General features: G+C 31.3%; 17 protein-coding genes. 12 read left to right on the top strand and 5 right to left on the bottom strand.

Features of this window, described 5'->3' with window-relative positions:
* Together T369_RS0107110 and trpB are read right to left on the bottom strand one after the other, a co-directional pair.
* Positions 1-248: transposase (locus T369_RS0107110; protein WP_031552625.1), on the bottom strand; the 248-nt coding region annotated here is incomplete at its 3' end.
* A gap of 154 nt (positions 249-402) precedes the next feature.
* Positions 403-1,608: a tryptophan synthase subunit beta gene (gene trpB, locus T369_RS0107105; protein WP_031553621.1), complete on the bottom strand. Its 1,206-nt coding sequence runs from the start codon at positions 1,606-1,608 to the stop codon at positions 403-405.
* A gap of 709 nt (positions 1,609-2,317) precedes the next feature.
* Between trpB and nox the strand changes: the two genes are divergently transcribed.
* The 6 genes from nox (at position 2,318) to T369_RS0107070 (ending at position 9,025) form a co-directional block, all read left to right on the top strand.
* Complete coding sequence (nox, locus tag T369_RS0107095; RefSeq protein ID WP_031553618.1) at positions 2,318-3,700, top strand: H2O-forming NADH oxidase; 1,383 nt, start codon at positions 2,318-2,320, stop codon at positions 3,698-3,700.
* Between the two features lie 228 nt (positions 3,701-3,928).
* Positions 3,929-4,744: an MBL fold metallo-hydrolase gene (locus T369_RS0107090; RefSeq protein ID WP_031553614.1), complete on the top strand. Its 816-nt coding sequence runs from the start codon at positions 3,929-3,931 to the stop codon at positions 4,742-4,744.
* A 465-nt stretch (positions 4,745-5,209) separates the two neighbouring features.
* Positions 5,210-6,208 carry an ABC transporter ATP-binding protein gene (locus T369_RS0107085; RefSeq protein WP_031553600.1) on the top strand — a complete coding sequence of 333 codons (999 nt, stop codon included), beginning with the start codon at positions 5,210-5,212 and terminating at the stop codon, positions 6,206-6,208.
* A complete protein-coding gene (locus tag T369_RS0107080; protein WP_031553596.1) occupies positions 6,208-7,140 on the top strand; it encodes an ATP-binding cassette domain-containing protein in 933 nt (310 codons plus the stop codon). The genes T369_RS0107085 and T369_RS0107080 overlap by 1 nt, the downstream gene beginning before the upstream one ends.
* The gene (gene opp4B / locus T369_RS0107075; RefSeq protein ID WP_031553594.1) at positions 7,140-8,105 is read left to right on the top strand and encodes an oligopeptide ABC transporter permease; all 966 of its coding nucleotides are present in this window, start codon (positions 7,140-7,142) and stop codon (positions 8,103-8,105) included. Before T369_RS0107080 ends, opp4B begins: the two co-directional genes overlap by 1 nt.
* Positions 8,106-8,119: 14 nt before the next feature.
* On the top strand, positions 8,120-9,025 hold the full coding sequence (locus tag T369_RS0107070; protein WP_006363890.1) for an ABC transporter permease: 906 nt from the start codon (positions 8,120-8,122) through the stop codon (positions 9,023-9,025).
* A gap of 69 nt (positions 9,026-9,094) precedes the next feature.
* Here T369_RS0107070 and T369_RS0107065 read toward each other — a convergent pair whose 3' ends face one another.
* The 3 genes from T369_RS0107065 to T369_RS0107055 are packed head-to-tail and all read right to left on the bottom strand — an operon-like array spanning position 9,095 to position 11,146.
* Positions 9,095-9,667 carry a CYTH domain-containing protein gene (locus T369_RS0107065; RefSeq protein ID WP_031553590.1) on the bottom strand — a complete coding sequence of 191 codons (573 nt, stop codon included), beginning with the start codon at positions 9,665-9,667 and terminating at the stop codon, positions 9,095-9,097.
* On the bottom strand, positions 9,655-10,224 hold the full coding sequence (locus tag T369_RS0107060) for a tRNA 5-(aminomethyl)-2-thiouridylate-methyltransferase MnmM (RefSeq protein ID WP_031553587.1): 570 nt from the start codon (positions 10,222-10,224) through the stop codon (positions 9,655-9,657). Before T369_RS0107060 ends, T369_RS0107065 begins: the two co-directional genes overlap by 13 nt.
* The gene (locus T369_RS0107055; protein WP_031553584.1) at positions 10,217-11,146 is read right to left on the bottom strand and encodes an SAM-dependent methyltransferase; all 930 of its coding nucleotides are present in this window, start codon (positions 11,144-11,146) and stop codon (positions 10,217-10,219) included. The genes T369_RS0107060 and T369_RS0107055 overlap by 8 nt, the downstream gene beginning before the upstream one ends.
* 230 nt (positions 11,147-11,376) lie before the next feature.
* Between T369_RS0107055 and T369_RS0107050 the strand changes: the two genes are divergently transcribed.
* The 6 genes from T369_RS0107050 to ftsH all read left to right on the top strand — a co-directional run bounded on the left by T369_RS0107050 (position 11,377) and on the right by ftsH (position 18,449).
* Positions 11,377-11,658, top strand: a complete 282-nt coding sequence (locus T369_RS0107050; RefSeq protein ID WP_006363894.1) for a DUF6110 family protein — start codon at positions 11,377-11,379, stop codon at positions 11,656-11,658.
* A 1-nt stretch (position 11,659) separates the two neighbouring features.
* Positions 11,660-13,714, top strand: a complete 2,055-nt coding sequence (locus tag T369_RS0107045; RefSeq protein WP_031553581.1) for a heavy metal translocating P-type ATPase — start codon at positions 11,660-11,662, stop codon at positions 13,712-13,714.
* Positions 13,715-13,859: 145 nt separating this feature from the next.
* Positions 13,860-14,468, top strand: coding sequence for a S1 domain-containing protein (locus tag T369_RS0107040; RefSeq protein ID WP_031553578.1), 609 nt, complete (start codon positions 13,860-13,862; stop codon positions 14,466-14,468).
* The gene (gene tilS, locus T369_RS0107035; protein ID WP_031553563.1) at positions 14,458-15,777 is read left to right on the top strand and encodes a tRNA lysidine(34) synthetase TilS; all 1,320 of its coding nucleotides are present in this window, start codon (positions 14,458-14,460) and stop codon (positions 15,775-15,777) included. The genes T369_RS0107040 and tilS overlap by 11 nt, the downstream gene beginning before the upstream one ends.
* A gap of 4 nt (positions 15,778-15,781) precedes the next feature.
* Complete coding sequence (gene hpt, locus T369_RS0107030; RefSeq protein ID WP_035496519.1) at positions 15,782-16,327, top strand: hypoxanthine phosphoribosyltransferase; 546 nt, start codon at positions 15,782-15,784, stop codon at positions 16,325-16,327.
* Positions 16,328-16,460: 133 nt separating this feature from the next.
* The gene (ftsH, locus tag T369_RS0107025; protein ID WP_006363901.1) at positions 16,461-18,449 is read left to right on the top strand and encodes an ATP-dependent zinc metalloprotease FtsH; all 1,989 of its coding nucleotides are present in this window, start codon (positions 16,461-16,463) and stop codon (positions 18,447-18,449) included.
* Positions 18,450-18,513: the final 64 nt, after the last annotated feature.

The following is an 18,513-nucleotide window of genomic DNA, read 5'->3' as shown; positions in this document are numbered from 1 at the left end:
ATTCTTTTTATTGTTTCTCTCATAGATTTTATTCCATAAAAGTCTTTTAAAAATACCAGTTTAAATAATACAACAGGATCTAGACTATTTCTCCCTGTCGTATGGCTATAGTATTTTTCTGTTAAATCATAAATAAATTTAAAATCGATAGCTTTATCTACTTTTCTTAAAAAATGGTCTTTAGGTACTATTTCTGATAGTGTCATTAGTATTATTTCATCTTTTATATTTTCTACTTTATTAAACATACTAAAACCTCCTTTGTATACTTATATTATACCATTTTAAAGGTTCTATTTCAGTTAAAAAAAGGCTGTTGACCTATTTGTCAACAGCCTGAAAAGAGTACAAACAATTGGTTTGTACTCTTTTCTACGTTAAAAGTATATTTATACACGAGGGTTATTTTCTATTTTCTAAGTATTCAGCGATTGCTGCTACATCTTTATCTCCACGACCAGATACATTAACGATAATAACTTTATCTTTATCCATTTTTGGAGCGCGTTTGATTACTTCTGCTAGTGCGTGAGAACTTTCGATAGCGGGAATAATTCCTTCTGTTCTAGTTAGTAAAAGTAATGCATCAACTGCTTCATCATCAGTTGCACTTACATATTCTGCACGTTTTGCATCTCTTAGGAATGAGTGTTCTGGTCCAATACCAGGGTAGTCTAAACCTGGAGAAATAGAATAAACAGGTTTAACAGAACCATCTTCGTTAAATAGTGCGTAAGTTTTCATTCCATCTAATACACCAACAGTTCCAAGAGTTAGTGTTGCAGCGTGACGGTCTGTGTTTAAACCACGTCCAGCAGCTTCTACACCTAAAAGAGCAACTTCTTCGTGTGGTATAAATTCTGCGAAAGCACCGATAGCGTTAGATCCACCACCAACACAAGCCACAACTAAGTCAGGTAAGCGACCTTCTTTTTCTAGAATTTGACGTTTAGCTTCTTTACTAATAACTGTTTGGAAGTCCTTAACGATAGTTGGGTAAGGGTGTGGACCAACTGCTGATCCAAGTACATAGAAAGTATCATCAATATTTTCAATCCATGCTTTAAATGCAGCGTCAACAGCTTCTTTTAAAGTTTTTTCTCCTTCTTGAGCCGGGTGTACTTTTGCTCCAAGCATTTCCATTCTAAATACATTTAGACGTTGGCGTTCAACATCTAATGCTCCCATGTAGATTTCACATTCCATACCGAATTTAGCGGCAGCAGCTGCAGTAGCAACACCGTGTTGTCCAGCACCAGTTTCAGCGATCACTTTCTTTTTACCCATACGTTTAGCTAGTAAAATTTGTCCAATAACGTTATTAAGTTTATGTGCGCCAAGGTGGTTTAAATCTTCACGTTTTAAATAGATTTTAGCTCCACCAAGTTCTTTTGTTAATGTCTCGGCGTAGTAAAGTGGTGTTTCACGGCCTGAATAGTCTTTTAAATAGTGTGCATATTCAGCTAAAAATTCTTCGTCATCTTTGTATTTATTATACGCTTCTTCTAATTCATCTAATGCTTTCTGTACTGCTTCAGGAACAAAGCTTCCTCCAAATTCTCCGAAATATCCTTTTAATGTATCTAAGTTGTTTTCTAAGTTTGTCATTTATTTATCCTCCAAGTAATTCGTCTTTTAAATTTTTTTAATAATCTATCTTACTCCAAAAAGAAAAGACCGTATAGATCTCTACACGGCCTTTTTTCGAAATTTAAATGAATTTTTCTACAGCCGACATAGACACTTTTTAGAGTACACTAAAGTTGCGTCTACGTCTTTAAAACATACACACAACATTATCTACGCCAGTTTTGCCAAGAATTTAAAGTTGTTGTTTGTTTCATTTTGTAGTACCTCCATTCATTTTGTTGACTTAATTATACATAGTTTTAAAATAAAAAGCAATAGTATATTTAAAATTTTTTAAATATTTTTCAGAAAATTCAAAAGAGAAATTAGTGAATATAAAGAGGAGGATGCTTTTGTGATTAAATACAACAGAAAACAAATTTTGAAATTTACCAACAAAGATTTTTATAATATAGCGATAAAAATATTTTATATAAAACAGAAAGTTTATAAAATATAGTACACTTAATATTTCTAAAGGGGAATTTTAATAATAGGTTATAATACTACTGAATTTTTAAAATAATATAGTTATTATAACAGAAAAAATACAATATATAATACAGGATAAAAAGTAAAATTTTTTACTATTTTCATGAGCAGATGAATTGATTTTTATTTTGCATAAATATAAAATACTGGTAATGATAATTGATATCAGAATTTTAATGAAAAGAGGAACAAATTAATGAGTAAAATAGTAGTAGTAGGAGCAAACCACGCAGGAACAGCATGTGTTAACAAAATTTTAGCGACATATGGTGATAAAAATGAAGTGGTAGTTTTTGACCAAAACTCAAATATTTCATTTTTAGGATGTGGAATGGCTTTATGGATTGGAAAACAAATTTCAGGTCCAGAAGGATTATTCTATGCTAGTAAAGAATCTTTAGAAGAAGCAGGGGCAAAAGTTTATATGAACTCTCCTGTTGAATCTGTCGATTATGATAAAAAAGAAGTACACGTATTATTAGATGGAAAAACAAAACACGTTGAAAGTTATGATAAATTAATATTTGCGACTGGTTCAACACCTATCTTACCTCCAATTAAAGGAGCAGAAATCGTACCAGGGAATCGTGAATTTAAAGCTACATTAGAGAATTTACAATTCGTTAAGTTATACCAAAACTCTGAGGAAGTTATTAATAAACTTAATGCCAACCCAGATATCAAACGTGTAGCTGTAGTAGGTGCAGGATATATCGGTGTAGAACTTGCAGAAGCATTTGAACGTTTAGGAAAAGAAGTAACTGTAGTAGATATAGTAGATACATGTCTTGCTGGATACTATGATCCTGAATTTTCAGATTTAATGAAGAAAAATCTAGAAGATCACGGTATTAAATTAGCATTTGGACAAAAAGTAGAAGCTATTGAAGGTGACGGTAAAGTTGAGAGATTAATTACAGATAAAGAATCATTTGATGTAGATATGGTTGTATTAGCTGTAGGATTCCGTCCAAACACAGCTTTAGGCGATGGGAAAATTGAATTATTCCGTAATGGAGCATTCTTAGTAAATAAAAAACAAGAAACAAGCATAAAAGACGTATATGCTATTGGAGACTGTGCAACTGTATATGATAACGCAGTTGGAGACACTAACTACATTGCTTTAGCATCTAACGCAGTTCGTACTGGATTAGTTGCAGCTCTAAATGCTGGAGGTAATGGAGATGTAGTTGAATCAGCAGGTGTTCAAGGTTCAAATGGTATTTGTATCTATGACCTAAAAATGGTATCTACTGGTTTAACATTAGAAAAAGCAAAACGTTTTGGTTATAATGCAGCTGTAACAGAATACACAGACTTACAAAAACCAGAATTTATTGAACATGATAACCATGAAGTAAAAATCAAAATAGTATACGATAAAGATAGTCGTGTAATTTTAGGAGCTCAAATCGCATCTAAAGAAGATATTTCAATGGGAATCCACTTATTCTCATTAGCTATCCAAGAGAAAGTAACTATCGAAAAACTTGCTCTTACAGATATTTTCTTCCTACCACACTTTAACAAGCCGTATAACTACATTACTATGGCAGCATTATCAGCAAAAGAATAGTAAGTAATATTATTAATAATTATCACCAAGGAAATAATCTTTGGTGATATTTTTTATTAAACAAAGAAATATACCAACCATAGTATTAAATATTTATAACAATTATCCAAGTCTAATATAAAAATTAGAAAGAAAGTGAACTTTCTGTGTGAAAAAGTTTTTTATCTTAAAATTTGCCTTGAAAAGTGATATAATGTAGCAGTAAATGTTTTAGTGTGGAGGTGTAACTTGAAATTATCGGTATTAGCCAGTAGTAGTAGTGGAAATAGTATTTACTTAGAACATAATGATTTTAAATGTTTAGTAGATGCAGGACTAACTGGCAAAAAAATAACAGAAAACTTAGCGCAAATTGAACGAGATATAAAAGATATTAATGCTATATTTGTAACACATGAACATATAGATCACATAAAAGGTATTGGTGTACTTGCACGTAAATATAATATTCCAGTTTATGCGAACAAGTTAACTTGGGATAATATGCAAAAGGTTGGCGAGATAAAAACTGATCTTAAATTTCACTTTGAAAAAGAGGAAAGTAAAATTTTTGATGATGTAGTCGTCAATAGTTTTGGGGTGAGTCATGATGCTGCCAACCCGCAGTTTTACACTTTTGAGTGCGAAGGTAAGAGAGTGAGTATTCTTACAGATACAGGATATGTATCTGATAAGATGATAGATTATGTAAAAGATTCGCATACAATAGTATATGAAAGTAACCACGAAGAAAATGTATTATTAAGTGGGCCATATCCATGGGTTACAAAACAACGTATTTTATCAGATAAGGGGCATTTATCAAATAACGATTCTGCCAACTATTTAACTAAGATAGTAGGGGATAATACTAAAAATGTCTTTTTAGCCCACCTAAGTGAGCAAAATAATACAAAAGAGCTTGCTAGAATGTCTGCGGATATGACGCTTAAAAATAAAGATATTGATTGTGTATTAGAAGAAAATACTACTATTGAATGTAATAATAAAATAGTAATAATGGATACAGATCCAGTAATCCCTACAAAATTACTTGAAATATAATAATATAGAAAGAAAATGATTATTAGTTGATTGTTAAAAGTATATCTAGTTTGATTTACGAATAAAATAATAGCTATTTTAAGAAATACTGAGTGTATTTCATAAAAATAGCTATTTTTTTGTCGTCTAGAATAAAATAAAAATATTAGATGTTGATATGTATAGACAATATTTCAAAGATATCTAATAATTAGGCCATAATTTTCTCAAAAAGAAAACGTTTACTCTTAAATTTTCAGAAAATTCTAGTTTTTTTGACTGAAATTTTAATTTTTTTATTGCATTTTATCGAAAAATCTTATAAGATATTAATATGTTATTTTTATTTTTAGTGCAATATAAACAAAGAGATTATACATAATTATTGAATTGTTTAGTTTTATGGCAATATTAAAAATAAATGGATGTCTTAATGGAAAGTATTTATATAGTAAATACTGGTTATTTTTGGAAGGAGTTTAGCGAATGGAAAAGCTATTAGAGATTAAAAATCTAGAAACAGCATTTAGAATTAAAGATGATTACTTCAATGCTGTTGATAAAGTTAGCTTAGATCTTTATAGAAATGAAGTGCTTGCTATAGTAGGAGAGAGTGGTTGTGGTAAATCAACTTTAGCAACTACAATTATGAGACTTCACAATGAGAACTTAACGAAATCTACTGGTGAAGTTATTTTTAATGGAAAGAACTTATTAGATCTTAGCGAAGATGAAATGAATGAAATTAGAACAAGAGATATCGGTATGATATTTCAAGACCCACTTTCATCATTAAACCCACTACACAGAATTGGAAAACAAATTGAAGAGGCACTTATCTATCATACAAAACTAAGTGCTGAAGAACGTAGTGCACGTGTTATCGAATTATTAACACAAGTTGGTATTCCTAACCCAGAGCGTTGCGCTAAACAATATCCACATGAACTTTCTGGTGGTATGCGTCAACGTGTTATGATTGCGATGGCCATGAGTTGTAAACCTAGTGTTCTTATCGCGGATGAACCTACAACAGCGCTAGATGTTACTATCCAAGCGCAAATCCTTGACCTTATTAAAGGATTACAAGATGAAATGCACGCTGGGATCATCCTAATCACTCACGACCTTGGTGTTGTGGCTGAGATGGCTGATAGAGTAGCGGTGTTATATGCTGGTGAAGTAGTAGAGCTTGGTACTGCGGAACAAATATTTAAAAATCCAAAGCACCCATATACACGTAGTTTATTAAGAAGTATTCCACAATTCGATGGAGAAGAAAATGATGATGATTTATATGTAATTCAAGGTATGGTACCTTCTATTAAAAATCTTGATAGAAAAGGATGTCGTTTTGCGGATAGAATACCTTGGGTTGAAAAACACTCACATGAAGAAGAACCTACTTTACATGAAGTAGAGGAAGGGCATCATGTAAGATGTACATGTTATAAAGATTTTATTTTTGAAGGAGAGGAGAACTAATGCTTAAAGTTGAAAATCTAAAAGTTCACTATCCCATTCGTGGTGGATTTTTCAATACAATAAAAGACTACGTACATGCAGTAGATGGTGTTGATATTGAAATTGAAGCAGGTAAGACTTATGGTCTTATTGGAGAGAGTGGTAGTGGAAAAACAACAGTTGGTAAAGTCGTTTTAGGTCTTGAAAAAGCAACTGATGGACACATTATCTATAAAAATGAAGATGTTACTCAAAAAGCATCTCGTAAAAAACTTAAATATAATCGTGACGTTCAAATGATTTTCCAAGATGCAATGTCTAGTTTGAATCCTAAAAAACGTATTATTGACATTATTTCTGAACCTATTATCAATTTTGAGAATCTTTCAGAAGAAGATACTAGAAAACGTGTTTTAGAACTTCTAAATATTGTAGGTATGGGTGAAGAATCACTGTATAAATACCCATTTGAATTCTCTGGAGGTCAACGTCAACGTATTGGTGTTGCACGTGCTATTGCATGTAATCCTCGCTTAATCGTTGCGGATGAGCCTGTATCAGCTCTTGACTTATCAGTTCAAGCGCAAGTGCTTAACTTTATGAAAAAGATTCAAAGAGAATTTAATATAAGTTACCTATTTATTTCACACGATTTAGGTGTTGTTAAACATATGTGTGATTATATTTACATTATGTATCGTGGACGTATTGTAGAACGTGGAACACGTGAAGATATTTACAATAATCCGCAACATATTTATACAAAACGTCTTATCGCAGCTATTCCAAGTACTAACTTAGATAAAGCAAAAGAAGTTATTAAAATAAGAAAAGCTGTTGAAAAAGAATATGAAGAAAACTATAATGATTATTTCGATAAAAAAGGAAGAGTTTATCCACTTAAAAAATTAACGGATACTCACTACGTTGCCATGAAAGGAGGAGAAGCATAATGTGGAAAGTAGTTTTAAAACGTGTTTTAGTAATGATACCACAATTATTCATCCTTAGTATTCTGGTATTCGGTCTTGCGAAATTAATGCCTGGGGATCCTTTCGGTGGTCTTGCAGAAAATCCAAAAATTTCTCAAGAACAAATTGAGTCGATTCGTCGTGCAAGTGGATTCTATGAACCATGGTATAAACAATATTTAACATGGCTTTCTAATTTCTTCCACGGAAACTTTGGACTAAGTTATACTACTGGTAAATCAGTTGGTACGCTTTTAGGAGAAAGAATTTTCAACACATTCAACTTATCATTATTCACTGCAGTGTTAATGTACGCTGTTGCTATTCCTATGGGAATGTACGCTGGTCGTTATAATGGTTCTAAATTTGATAAGTTTGTTAACTTCTACAACTTCTTCTTTCTAGCTATCCCATCATTTGTATTATACTTATTCATGATTGCGGTGTTTGGATTTGGATTAGGATGGTTCCCAACAAGTGGATCAGTTGATGTAAACTTAGATCCAGGAACATTTACATATTATATCAATAAACTCCAGCACTTGATTTTACCTGGTATTTGTTTAGCGTTATTATCAACGGTATCAACAGTTCAATACTTACGTAATGAAGTTATTGATGCAAAACAAAGTGACTATGTAAAAACAGCTCGAGCTAAAGGTGTACCTGTTAAAAAAGTTTACTCAGGACATATCTTTAGAAACTCTATTTTACCGATTGCAGCATTCTTCGGATTCTCTATTACTGGACTTTTCAGTGGTGGTATCTTCGTAGAAACAATTTTCGGATATCCAGGAATGGGACAACTATTCTACCAAAGTATTCAAGATAGAGACTATAGTGTTGTAACAACACTTATGTTATTCTCAGGTTTCTTAACTCTAGTAGGTAGTATGTTGAGTGATATTATTATGGCAATCGTTGACCCACGTATTAAATTAGATTAGGAGGAAGTTGAACAATGACAAAAGCAAAAGAAGAAAAAGTTACAACTAAAACTCCGTCTGGTTTTTCAGTTGTGGCTCGTGAATTTAAAAAAGACAAAGGTGCATTTGCAGCTTTAATAACACTAAGTGCTATCTTAGTATTCGTAATAATATTTAACATTTATATTCGTATAAGTGGTGATTATAAATCATATTTTGATGTAGATTTATTAAATATTTTCTTAAAACCAGGTGAAGATGGATTCTTACTTGGTACTGACGTAGGTGGTCACTCAGTATTTGGATGGCTAATGATGGGGATGCTTAACTCAATCCTTATTGCCGTTGCGGTAACATTTATAACTATTACTTTTGGTACTATGGTTGGATTAGTTATTGCTTACTATGGTGGTCGTGTTGATAACTTTGTTATGCGTTTTGTAGACTTTATGGTAATTATCCCAGTACTTATGGTTATAATCGTATTCGTAAGTATTAAACGTGATTATGGTATTGGATTATTTATCTTTATCTTATCAGCATTCGCTTGGATGAGTTCTACGCGTCTTGTACGTAGTAAAGCCTTATCTGAATCTCGTCGTGACTATGTTCTTGCATCAAAAACAATGGGAACACCTGATTGGAAAATTATGTTAAAAGGTATCTTACCAAACATTAGTTCTATTATCGTTGTAGAAGCTACATTATCATTAGCGGCTAATATGGGTATTGAGGTAGGTTTAACATATCTTGGATTTGGGCTTCCTGCAGGAACACCAAGTATAGGTACTATGTTATCATATGCGAAAGACGCAGACGTTCTTGTAAATAAAATGTACATTTGGCTACCAGCAGCCCTAGCTATTTTAGTTATTGTATTATGCATTAACTCTATAGGTGGAGCTTTAAGACGTAGTTTAGATGCTAGACAAAGATTATAATAAAAAAGTCTCAAATATAGAAAATCTATATTTGAGGCTCTTTATTTTTATTTAAATTTAGCAGTTAAACTATTTTTTGCTATATTCCATAGCTCGTGCTATTTTTGGTTTAGCTTTTCTTTCTTCGATATTAAACTCACTTAATAATGTCTTAAAATCTTCTAAACCAATGTTGTAGTCTTTCACTTCAAACTCAAGTTCATAGTCGACTATATCGTTTAAAAATGTTGTTTTATCAACAACTAACAATCCACTTTTATAAGGTAGTTCATATCTTATAGTTTCAATTTTTTGAGTAAGCATAGGAGTTTTTATTTGAACATTGATATTTTCTAATTCCTCTATTATTTCATTAGGTACTATTGGAAGTACGGTTGGCTCTTTAGGGAAAGACTCATCTAGAGGTATATTTATCTCTACATTTTGTTTAGAGCCCTTTATTTTTAAAGTCATTTCATCTTTATTATTAGTGTAGCGAATTCTAAGTGCCGAATTAGCTTTTTTTAGGCTTTCATTAGCATCGTCATAATAAAAATTTTTATTTATTATTTGAGGTTTATCTTTTAATTTCAATGAAGTGTATAGATTATTATATTCATCTTCAGTTAATAAGTTTTTAAATTCTATTTCTATTTCTCGCATAAAATATCCTTTCTTTTTTCTAAGGCAATAATAAAAGGTGCATTATTTTTTTGATTGATAAACTGATATACTAATACTTCTATCTCTTTTTGATCTAGTTTGCTCAGTTCTTTTAGGAGAGCGTCTTTTTCGACTTTACCATTTTCGTGCCCCCAATAGACGACTATAACGATACGCCCACCTACATTTAATCTAGTGATAAACTTATTTATTGTATTTAATGTAGTTTCCGCTTGTGTAGTAATAGTATGATCGGCATTTGGTAGATATCCTAAGTTAAAAACTACCGCTTGAATATTTTCTTCGATATATTTATCAAAATTTTCATGAGAATCAAGGATGACCTCGCACTTATCAGCAAGGTTATGTTTTTCTAATAAGTCATTAGTATTAGTTATAGCTTGGTTTTGGACATCGAATGCGAATACTCTTTTTGCCGAAGTTTTCGCTAAAAACAATGTATCATTACCATTTCCCGCTGTTGCATCGACAACTATAGAGTTTTTATCGATAACTTCTTTTAATAACTTTTTACTAAATGCAAGTACTTTATCCATTGTCGCGATCTTCTTTCATATTGATTATTATATCGTTTAATTCGTAAAAGTTATCGCAGGCAATTGTAAAATCAAGGGCTGTGTTTATAATCTTAGCCAGCGTTTTGGCGTTATCAAGAGTATAGTCTTCTGCTTTTTCAGAATTATCTTTAAGCTCTTTAGTTAGTAGTTCTAATTTTTGAATTAAATCACCTTCTGTAATTTCTACATTTTCATCAAATTCCTTAGTATATGACTTAATATTGTAGCTTATATTATTTAATGGTGGAATATATAATGCGCGTAGATTATTAACTTCTTCACCTACAGTGGCTGAAAGTTCATTAAGAGGAGAAGTATAGATCTTTTCATTATCATCTCCAGCTTGCTCGATTACTGTTACTTCATGGTCAAATGGATAGAAAGCAAATAGTTCATCAGAAACATTGGCTGCTGTTAAATCATCATAACATTGTGTAATTAAATTATGATTTAATGGATTGATTTGTTTTAAACTATCTAGATTTGTTGCGTCAGACAGGGTAAAGCCTTCTACAGGGTCGAACTTAGCCGCATTAAAACAAGAATCTAAGAAGCTCTCTCCACCGATGATTTTAATATCTTTGCCACTTTTAATAAGTAGTTGAGTAGTCAGTTCAGCAACCATAGGATGACCAGGAACTAGATACATAACATCTTGTGAGTTAGCTTGTTCTAAAATATAATTAGTAATACTATTATAAGTATTTTCGAAATTTTCATTTTCTGTATAAAACCTATCGCAAGTTTCAAAAGGGATATTATTACTTTCTAAAAAAGAAATTGCGGGATGTTCTTTTGTACGAGTGATAATTTTGGCAGTTTTATTTTCTAGTAATAGGTTTTTTATATTTTCTTTAATATTTGAACTATTGTTAGGTCCAAGACCGATAATGTAAATCATAAGTTGCTCCTTACTTGTTAATCTAATTGTTTAGTGGCTTAAAAATAACCGATATAATCATATTTGCGTTATAATTACTTTATTATTCTTTAACATAGTTATTATAACATAAATAATCTTTTAGGTTCATTAAATTATAGTATTAGAATGAGATTGTTGATTAATTTACATATAATATTCAAGGTGCTATAATTAAGCTATAGCAAAATATAAAAAAGGAGGATTTAAATATGTCAATCAAATTATTAAAAGTTGCTAAAGCAACATTAAAAACACCAGGAGTTTTTGCAGGAGGAGTAGCTTTTGGAACAGTAGGGCTTAAATTATTATCAAGCAAAGATGCTAAAAAAGGTTATTCAGTAGTTTTATCAAAATTATATAAAGCAAAAGATGAAGTAGAAGGAACTATTTCTAATATTAAGCAACATGCTGACGATGTAGTTGCAGATGCTAAAGATTTATATGATAAAGAGAAGAAAGAAAGTAATTTATTAGAATTAGAGGAAAAATAATATGGAATTTAAAATATTGCATCTATCGAGCGGGAGAGCGAGAATTAGAGCGAATTTTCGCCTAACACCAGATGTAAAAGCATATTTTAAAAAACAAGCGAAAAAGATTCAAAGCATAAACAAAGTAGAGTTTTATCAAGATGAATATACTTTTGCTGTTATTTTCAAAACTAATCAAAATGAGTGTCTAAAGAAATTTTTAGAACTTATAGATGTAGAGCAAATTAGAGATTGTTACGAAAATCCAGTTTTAAAAGCTGAGGAAACACCTTATACGATAATAGCGGATGCGGTATTTTGGCGAACAGTATCAAAATTATTTATTCCACTCCCATTAAGAACAGTTTATATATGGTGGAAGGCGTCTAAATATTTTAGAGATACGTTAAAATTATTAGCTAAAAAACAAGTTACAATGGAGACGCTTGATTCAACGGCGATTTTTGTTTCATTAGTAACAGGAGCGCGTGAAACAGCTAGTTCGATTATGTTTATTTTAGAATTAGGGGAGTCTTTAAATAATTGGTCGGAGAAGAAATCTGTAAAAGAACTAGAGAAAAGTTTGATTTCATTTGATAAAGAAGTTTGGCTTGTAGAAGATGAAGGTAATAGAAAAATACCTAGCTCAGAGGTGAAAAAAGACGATGTTATTTTAATTTCTGAGGGAAATGAAATTTTATTTGATGGTATTGTTACTGGAGGCGGAGCAAGTATTGATGAGAGTTCATTGACAGGAGAAAGTTTTCCGGTAACCAAAAAAATTGGTGATAAAGTTTATTCCAATACTATAGTTGTTCATGGGGAAATTAAACTTAAGGTAGAAAATCCGCAGGTTAATGGTCGAATCTATCATCTTATTCAATTGATGAAAGAGTCAGAAAATCGTGAAGATACATACCACTATAAGTATATAAAATTGGCTGATAGTATCGTAAAATACAACTTTATAGCGATGGGACTGACATATCTTTTTACAAGATCGTTTGCTAAAGCAATTTCGTTTCTATTAGTAGATTATTCTTGTGCTTTGAAGTTATCTACACCTGTTGCTTACCTCACTACTATAAAAAATTTAATAGATAAAAAAATAGTGGTAAAAAACTCAGTAACGCTTGATAAATATGGAGACATAGATACTTTTGTTTTTGATAAAACAGGAACAATAACTGTATCAAGACCGTATATTCGAGAGGTACTACCATTTTATGAATATTCATATGAGGAAGTTGTAAAAATAGGAGCTTGTTTAGAAGAACATATTTACCACCCTATCGCTAGTGCAGTTGTTAGTAAAGCCGAAGAAGATGGTATTGAACACGAGGAAATGCACACAGAACTATACCATATTGCCTCTAGAGGTATTGTTTCACATATTGATGGAGAAAAGGTTGTTATAGGAAGTAGTCAGTTGATAAAAGATGAGAATATTCTAGTTACAGTTGACCAAGAGCGAATTATAGCTGAAAAACAAGAGCAATACAATTTGCTATTCTTAGGGTACAAAGGGAAATTGATTTCTATATTTTGTATAGATATTCCACTTAGGAATGAAGCAAACTCCGTGCTAGCTGAACTTAGAAATAAAGGGAAAAAGGTTGTCTTATTGACTGGAGATAACGACGTTAGAACCAATAAAATCTTAAAAGATATAACATTTGATGAAGTATATACTAATATGACACCTGTAACAAAGTTTGAATATATAAGAAAAGAAAAAGAACAAGGACGTCGTGTGTTAATGATAGGTGATGGACTGAATGATTCAGCAGCATTATCAGAAAGTGACATTAGTATTGTTATGAACGAAAGTGCTGATCTATCAAAACAGATAAGTGATGTAGTTTTACAATCAGATTCTCTTAATTCATTACTATTGTTGTCTGATGTTTCTAAAAAACTTCGTGCTCAAATGAGTAGTAATGTTAAAGGTACAGTTACTATAAATAGTTCATTGATATTTTTAGGGCTTGTAAATGTTCTATCACCTAATTTATTAGCGTTATTACATAACTTAACCACATTTGGAATAGTTTTGAAAAATTTTAAAATAAAATAGAATATGAATAAAAGAATGAGGGGATTAATGAAAAATCCTTTCATTCTTTTAATTTTCCAGAAGATAATAAAATATAAGGAGTTTATCGCCTTAATATGCTATAATATTGTCATGAGTAAAAGCCGAAGAGTAAAGGGGTGATTAAATGGAAGAAGTAGTAGGAAAAGTAAGAGAAGTAGTAAGTAATGGACTTTATATAGTGTTAGATGGTGGAACAACAGCATTTCTACCGAAAGAAAATATGCACATCGGTAAGAAGAAAAAATTATCAGATATATTCTCTAAAGGATATGTAATTAAGGCGAAGGTTAAGAGTAAAAAAGAAGATAATATTATTCTAACTCAAAAGGAAGAGAAAAAAGAGACTTCTCAAGAAAATAAAGAAAAGAAAAAAACTACGCTTAAGAAAAAAACTAAAAAGCAACAGATGAAAAAAGAGGTTAAAGCTAAAGAAGTAAAGACACCTCCTAAAGAAGATAAAAAACAACAAGAAGAATTACCCCAAAAACAAGAAACAAAAACAATAAAAGATTTAAAAAAATTACAGTATATCGGTAATATGAAAATATCTGTAGGTCGTGGTAAAAAATCTAATATTACAGAAGTTTCAGAAGAAGTAGTCGAGAAAAAAGAATTACCAAAAGTACCAGAAGGTTTCTTAGATAATATTATATCAACTACAAAATCTGCTTATAAAAAATATGATAATGTGAAGAAAAGTCTTAGTGAGGAAGGGTATTTAGATGAAAATTAATACTTTGTGGAATAAAGAGGATAAAATAGCTATTGCTTTGTCAGGTGGAGTGGATTCTATAGTATTATTTCATTTATTAGTAACTGAGTATAAAGACAGTTATAAAGAGCTAGTAGTTTTTCATATTAATCATGGTTTACGTGAGGAGTCGTATGAAGAAGCGGAATTCGTAGAGAAGTTTGTTAAAGATTTTGATGTTAAGTTTTATAAAGAAGAACTTAATATGTCAGATTTAGAGCGTGATAGTCACACTTCAGAGGAAATGCTTGCAAGAGAATTACGCTATCAAGCGTTTAATAAGATGGCAAAATTAGAAGGTGTAACTAAACTCTTAACCGCCCATCATAAAAATGACCAAGTAGAAAATATATTAATGAGGTTATTAACTGGCCGTAGTATTGATCATTCATTAGCTATTTGCGAAGAGATTGAAATGGCTGGTTTAACTATTTATCGCCCGCTACTTAATAGTTTAAAAGCTGAGTTAGAGGAGTACGCAAAAGGAAAAAATCTGCATTATTATGTAGATGTGACTAACTTTGATACAGACTATACAAGAAATAATATTAGACATAATATTGTGCCACTGCTTAATGATATTAATAGTGGTAGTTTTGATAATTTGATTAACTTTGCTAATTATTATCAAAATATAAATAATAATCTAAAAAAAGCAATATTATCAAATAAAGATAATTATATTTTTTCTAGAGACGAAGATAAAATAAGTTTAGTTAAAGATAAATTTTTAGAGCTTAATGAAGAAGAAATGTATTTCTTATTAAAAGACTTAATTACTGATGAATTAGGTGTTTTTGATATTAAGCAAAAGGCGATTTTTGATGTTGTTTCGTCTTTAAAGAAAAATTCAGGTAATAAAAGTTATGATTTGAAAAATAATTTAAAAATTATTAGTCAATATGAAACTTTATATATTCATAAAATTGAAAAAAAGTGTTATAATGATAAGATAGAAATAATTATCGATAAAATTTGTGAAAATAGCGTTTATGAATTTTATCAAAATAAATTTATAATATCTACAGATGCTAAAGATTCAGAAATTGGCTTTAACAAATCTGAGTTACCTCTTCTTGTTACAATAAAAAAAGAAGGGGATAGAGTGCGTCGAGGAGAAATAAATAAAAAACTTTCCCGTATTTTCATTGATGAGAAGGTGCCGAAAGAATTAAGAGATACTTTGCCTGTAATAAGAAATAATAAGGGCGAAGTTCTTGGTGTTTTAGGTATTGGTACAAAAGTCAATAAAAATAAAATTTATGATTATTATATAAAAATGAAAGGATAAGACAGTGGAAAATATATTACAAGACATTGAGAAAGTTTTATTTACTCATGAGGAAATAGTTGAAGCAAGTAAACGAATTGCTAAACATATAGAAGAGGACTATAAAGGTAAAGAGCCTGTTTTAATTTGTACTTTAAAAGGTGCATTACCTTTTATGGCAGAACTTATGAAACATATTGATATTCATGTTGTTATAGATTTTATAGATGTATCTAGTTACCACGGTGGAACTGAATCTACAGGTACTATATTAATTAAAAAAGACGTAGGTATGGATATCGCTGGACGTGATGTAATTATAGTTGAGGATATTGTTGATACAGGTAGAACTTTAAAAGCACTTATCGAAAACTTATTAGAAAGAAAAGTAGCGTCTGTAACTTGTGCTTCATTACTAGATAAACCAGAAGCTCGTATCGTTGATATTGAACCGGATTATATCGGATTAATTTGTCCAAAAGCTTTCGTAGTTGGATTCGGATTAGACTATGAAGAAAGATACAGAAATACGCCATATGTAGGTGTTTTAAAAGAAGAAATCTATTCATAAATATAGATTTTAAATAATATTAAAAATAATTAAAATTTTAGTCAAATAAAGTCAAAAATTTTAATCATATTTAAGGTCAAATATGGTAAAATAAGATACTTTTAGAAAATAAATTAGGAGGTAGTTAGTCTATATGAATAATGGGAAAAGACAAAATTCTATTCTTAGCATGCTTGCCCTTATTGTTATAGCATTGGGAGTATTTGCTTATTGGCAGCAAGACTTACCTGGGACAACAGAAAAACTAGACTACTCAAAACTTGTTAAGAATATAAATGAAGACAAGATTAAAGAAATTAGTCTACAAAGAAAAGATGAAAATTATAATGTAAAAGGGGTTTTAACAGATGGTGAAAAGAATTTTGAATCATTAGTTCCAGCATCTGATAATGAAATCCAAAAGCAAATTAATGAAAAAGCAAAAGATGGAAAACTTAATGTAGTAGAATATAAGGCTGCAGAAAAAACTGGAGCAATTCTTTCGTTCTTAGGGAACATCGTACCGTTTATCTTAATGATGGGGTTACTGTTCTACTTTATGTCACAAATGCAAGGTGGCGGTGGAGGCAAAGTAATGAGCTTCCAAAAATCAAAAGCTAAGAAAATCGATGCAGGTGAAGGTACTGTTACATTTAACGATGTAGCAGGTGCTGATGAAGAAAAACAAGAACTTGCAGAGATGGTTGAATTCTTAAAAGATCACCGTAAATTCACTAAGATGGGTGCTAAAATACCTAAAGGTGTGTTATTAGAGGGTCCTCCGGGAACAGGGAAAACTTTATTAGCCCGTGCAGTTGCTGGAGAAGCAAAAGTTCCATTCTTCTCAATCTCAGGATCTGATTTCGTTGAGATGTTCGTAGGGGTTGGGGCTAGCCGTGTTCGTGATTTATTCAAAGAAGCTGAAAAAAATGCACCATGTATTATCTTTATCGATGAAATCGATGCTGTCGGACGTAAACGTGGTAGTGGAGTAGGTGGAGGAAACGACGAACGTGAACAAACTCTTAACCAACTTCTTGTTGAAATGGACGGATTCGATGGTGAAAAAGGTATTATCGTAATTGCAGCAACTAACCGTGCTGATGTATTAGATAACGCACTTAGAAGACCTGGACGTTTTGATAGACAAATCAAAGTTTCTACTCCAGACGTAAAAGGTCGTGAAGCAATTCTTAAAGTACACGCTAAAAACAAACCGCTTGCTAAAGATGTTGAGCTTCGTTCATTAGCGGAAAAAACTCCAGGGTTCTCTGGGGCTGACCTTGCTAACATACTAAATGAAGCAGCACTTTTAGCGGCACGTGAAAACAAAAATGCTATTGAAAAATCTGATTTAGATGAAGCTATGGACAGAGTAATCGGTGGTCCAGCTAAACGTAGTAGAGTTTATACTCCAAGAGAAAAACGTTTAGTAGCTTATCACGAAGCTGGACATGCTATTGTAGGTATGGTTCTTGATAGCGCGGATAAAGTACAAAAAGTTACTATTATTCCTCGTGGGGATGCAGGTGGATATAACCTAATGATTCCTGAAGAAGAGAAATACTTCCAAACTCGTACAGATTTAATTGATAAAATTTGTGGTCTATTAGGTGGACGTGCAGCAGAACAAATCTTCTTTAATGAAGTTTCTACTGGAGCTCACAATGACTTTGAACGTGTAACTGCAATTGCACGTGCAATGGTTACAGAGTACGGTATGAGTGATGTTGTAGGGCCAATGCAAGCTCCATTCCACGACCCATATGGTGGACGTCAATTATCAAGTATCGGTAACTATTCAGAAGAAATGCTGAAAGAAATCGATAAAGAAGTACGTAAAATTATTAATGAATGTCACGCTAAAGTGTTACACATCATTGAAACTCATAGAGATCAGTTAGAACTTATCGCTCAAACTCTTATGAAAGTTGAAACAATTGATAGAAAAGAGATTGTTGCTCTTTACCAATTTGGTAAAATGCCAAAAGAGTTAGACGAAAGAGAAGCAGAACAACTTGATAAAATAGTTAATAAAAAATACTATGAAGAACAAGCTCGTTTAGCTAAAGAAAAAGAATCAGGACCAGAGATTTATGTAGAATCTACTGATGATACTGATAACAAAGATATAGAAGAATAATATGAAGACCAGGTTTGAATTTATTTCAAATCTGGTTTTTTTATGTTTTAAAATAACATATTTC

The organism is Gemella sanguinis ATCC 700632 (assembly GCF_000701685.1).
GTDB lineage: Bacteria > Bacillota > Bacilli > Staphylococcales > Gemellaceae > Gemella > Gemella sanguinis.
The sequence above is the reverse complement of the archived record's forward strand: the minus strand, read 5'-3'. Positions and strand labels throughout refer to the sequence as shown.